This window comes from Arthrobacter sp. B0316-1-20 (assembly GCF_059091865.1).
Map to the genome: position 1 here is coordinate 1 of NZ_JBNHHC010000197.1, position 3,313 is coordinate 3,313.

Sequence of the window (3,313 nt, forward strand, 5' to 3'; positions counted from 1 at the left end):
CTAGGCATGTTCTCGAGCGCACGGGCATGCGGATCAGTGACTTCGATACGTATGAGATCAATGAAGCATTTGCGTCGGTTCCCCTGGCGTGGGCCGCTGAGTTCGATGCCGATCCCGACAAGCTCAATCCGCGCGGGGGGGCGATCGCGCTGGGACACCCACTCGGCGCCTCGGGTACCCGGATTCTGACGACGATGCTGCATCACCTTGAGGACACCGGCGGTCGTTTCGGCCTGCAGGCTGTATGTGAGGCCGGCGGCCTCGCCAACGTCACCATCCTGGAGCGTCTCTCGGACGGATGACGCGTGGGGGATCACACGGCGGTTTGCCCGCTGAACCATCGAGAAGGAGTATCGAATGGCATTGAATGGCAAGGTAGCGATCGTCACAGGCGGTGGTTCCGGCATTGGTAAGGAGACGTCGAACGAGCTCGCATCACTCGGCGTCAAGGTGGTCGTCGCCGACCTCCACTTCGATGCTGCGCAGAGTGTGGTCGAGGGTATCCGGGCCGTCGGCGGTGAAGCGACGGCGGTCCAGGGCAACACTGCAGTGGCTGACGACAGTAGGAAGGTTGTCGACTTTGCCCTAGGAATATGTAGGGGATTGATACGCAGGGGTGCCAGTGGTACACACTTGTCAATTAGGCAATGCTCCCCGCACCTGTGAAAGGACTTCATGACCATCACGACTGACATATTCGGCCTCTCCGCCGGTCACACCACCGGAATGCGTGATATCTATAAGCACCTGCATGCCAACCCCGAGCTGTCGATGCAGGAAACGCGCACCGCCGAATACATCCGCGAAAAACTGGACCGCTTAGGACTCGAAACATTCATATGCGGAGGCACCGGCATTGTCGGCATCCTGCGCAATGGGGTGGGCCCCGTCGTCGGCTACCGTGCAGACATCGACGGCCTCCCCATCCAGGAAGACACCGGGCTGGACTTTGCGAGCACAACAACAGGCACGATGCCAGACGGCAGCGTGGTCCCGGTAATGCATGGCTGCGGCCACGACACGCACATCACTGTCGGACTAACTGCCGCCCAGCTCATGACCGAGAACCGTGGCGCCTGGGCCGGTACCGCCGTGTTCATCTTCCAGCCCGGGGAGGAAACCGCCGCCGGGGCCAGAGCGATGGTGGAGGACGGGCTGTGGGACAAGGCACCTAAACCAACCATTATTTACGGGCAGCACGTATGGCCCGGACTTGCCGGCACTGTGAATCTCAGCCAAGGCACTGCCATGGCCATGGCAGACTCGTGGAAAGTCACGGTGCACGGGAAACAGTCACATGGATCACAGCCAGAGCAGTCGATTGATCCGATCGTGCTTGGCGCCCACATGGTGGTCCGAATCCAGACGATCGTCTCCCGCGAAGTCCACCCGATGAAGTCGGCCGTAGTCACCATCGGGACGTTCCATGGCGGACTGAAGGAAAACATCATCCCGACCTCCGCTGAATTCACGCTCAACGTCCGGACCTTCGATCACGACGTGCGTGATCTGGTTCTCCGCTCGCTTCGACGCATCATCAGCGCCGAGGCCGCGGCCTCAGGCGCCCCGGAGCCTGCCATTGAGGAAATCTCGAGCTTCCCGCAGTGCTACAACGATCCCTCGTCCGCCGAGGACCTGATGACAGCGCTCGAAGAAGTTCTGGGGAAGGACGCGGTCTTCGAAACACCCCCCGTCATGGCCAGCGAGGACTTCGGCTTGCTGGCAGAGGCCATCGGCGTCCCCAGTGTGTACTGGTTCTTTGGCGGACACGCCCAAGAAGTGCTCGACGGCGAAAACGCTCCCGCCGGCAATCACTCCCCATTCTTCGCTCCGGTGATCGAGCCAACGCTGAGCACCGGAGTCCGGGCCGCGATGACCGCCCTGATGTCAAAGTTGGGAACTCCTGCATGAGCAACCACTAGGCCGACCCTTCACGGTCGAGGTGACCGCCGTCATCTAGAGTTGAACGGCATCGTCGGATGTCGGATCAGAAGGAGTCCGGCACCAACCCCGACGCGCGCGGTCGTAAGCGCAGCACTTGCATACAAAGTGGACGCCATCCATCCTGGCTATGGCTTCCTGTCTGAGAACGCCGACTTCGCCGCACTGTGTGAAGAAGAGCAGGTCGGTTTCATCGGTCCCGCTGCTGGCATCATCCGCCGCATGGGAGACAAAATCGAGGCAAAGAAGATTGCGCGGCGGGCAGGGGTGCCCACCGTGCCCGGTTCTGTCGGTGCAATCGCTGAATACAACGAAGCTCTCGCTGTAGCCAGTGAGGTCGGCTATCCTCTCCTGATAAAGGCAGCAGCCGGTGGTGGTGGTCGCGGCATGCGGGTTGTTGAGAAGGCCGAGACGCTTGAAAGGGACCTCACGGAGATCATGTCGGAGGCCGAAGTCGCTTTTAGTGACCCGTCGGTCTACATCGAGCGTTACCTCACCGACATCCGGCACATAGAAATTCAAGTCATCTCCGACGGCCAGACCGTGCTTCACCTAGGGGAACGTGACTGCACGGCGCAGCGACGTAATCAAAAGCTCATCGAGGAATCACCCTCCCCGGTCTTGAACGCAGAGCTCAGGCAGGAAATGGCCGACGCCGCGGTCGCGCTCTGCCACGAGGTTGGGTACAAAAACGCCGGGACCGTAGAGTTCGTCTTCGATAATGTCGAACGCAAGTTCTACTTTATAGAGATGAACACTCGTATCCAGGTTGAACACCCCGTCTCCGAGATGGTCTCCGGCATCGACCTCATCAAGCTTCAATTGCAGATTGCCGGAGGAATGCTACTGAACCTAACCCAGGACGACATCATCATCACCGGCCACGCCATCGAGTGTCGTATCAACGCCGAGGACCCGGAAAGCAATTCGCGCCACGCCCAGGAACAATCACGAACTTTCGTGCCCTTGGCGGCTTCGGGATCAGGATGGACACCCACATCGAAGCGGGGTACGTCATCCCGCCCTACTACGACTCCATGATCGGCAAGCTCATCTGCTGGGGCAAGGATCGAGACGAGGCCATCGCCCGAACCCGCCGAGCCCTCGATGAACTAGCCCGGGGTTTTCATGAGGGTGGCTGCGCGGGGGCGTGTTTAAACAGGGAAAGGGTGCTCTGACTAGGGAAAATAGTGGTATTCGACGCCATATTTTCTCTGATCGTAGGGAGCACCCTTTCGATGCACGATTCTACCGGGGTTTTCCCGTCCGTTGATGTCGCCTTCACCGGCCAGTCGCTGGTCTCCCACGCCGGCACGAAAGTCCTCACCGGCCTCATCGATGCCCTGGGATTCAGGGGTCTGTGTGAGGACCG

Annotated in this window: 4 protein-coding genes and 2 pseudogenes; all 6 read left to right on the forward strand. The window is 60.1% G+C overall.

Going from position 1 to position 3,313, the window contains the following annotated elements:
* Positions 1 to 302: pseudogene (locus AC5RW2_RS41725) on the forward strand (steroid 3-ketoacyl-CoA thiolase); the annotation flags it as partial.
* 55 nt (positions 303 to 357) lie between these two features.
* Positions 358 to 666 carry an SDR family NAD(P)-dependent oxidoreductase gene (locus AC5RW2_RS41730; protein ID WP_494075332.1) on the forward strand — a complete coding sequence of 103 codons (309 nt, stop codon included), beginning with the start codon at positions 358 to 360 and terminating at the stop codon, positions 664 to 666.
* A gap of 9 nt (positions 667 to 675) precedes the next feature.
* A complete protein-coding gene (locus AC5RW2_RS41735; RefSeq protein WP_494075333.1) occupies positions 676 to 1,911 on the forward strand; it encodes an amidohydrolase in 1,236 nt (411 codons plus the stop codon).
* Between the two features lie 51 nt (positions 1,912 to 1,962).
* Entirely contained in the window at positions 1,963 to 2,982 is a 1,020-nt protein-coding gene (locus tag AC5RW2_RS41740) for an ATP-binding protein (protein ID WP_493986545.1), read from the forward strand.
* Positions 2,889 to 3,119 (forward strand): hypothetical protein, encoded by a 231-nt coding sequence (locus AC5RW2_RS41745; protein ID WP_493986547.1) that lies wholly within the window; start codon positions 2,889 to 2,891, stop codon positions 3,117 to 3,119. The genes AC5RW2_RS41740 and AC5RW2_RS41745 overlap by 94 nt, the downstream gene beginning before the upstream one ends.
* Positions 3,120 to 3,179: 60 nt before the next feature.
* Positions 3,180 to 3,313, forward strand: a pseudogene (locus AC5RW2_RS41750) (IS1380 family transposase); the annotation flags it as partial.

Bases quoted from the DNA above. Each gene is read 5' to 3' on its own strand.
- AC5RW2_RS41735 (WP_494075333.1), top strand. From the start codon at position 676: ATGACCATCACGACTGACATATTCGGCCTCTCCGCCGGTCACACCACC.
- AC5RW2_RS41730 (WP_494075332.1), top strand. From the start codon at position 358: ATGGCATTGAATGGCAAGGTAGCGATCGTCACAGGCGGTGGTTCCGGC.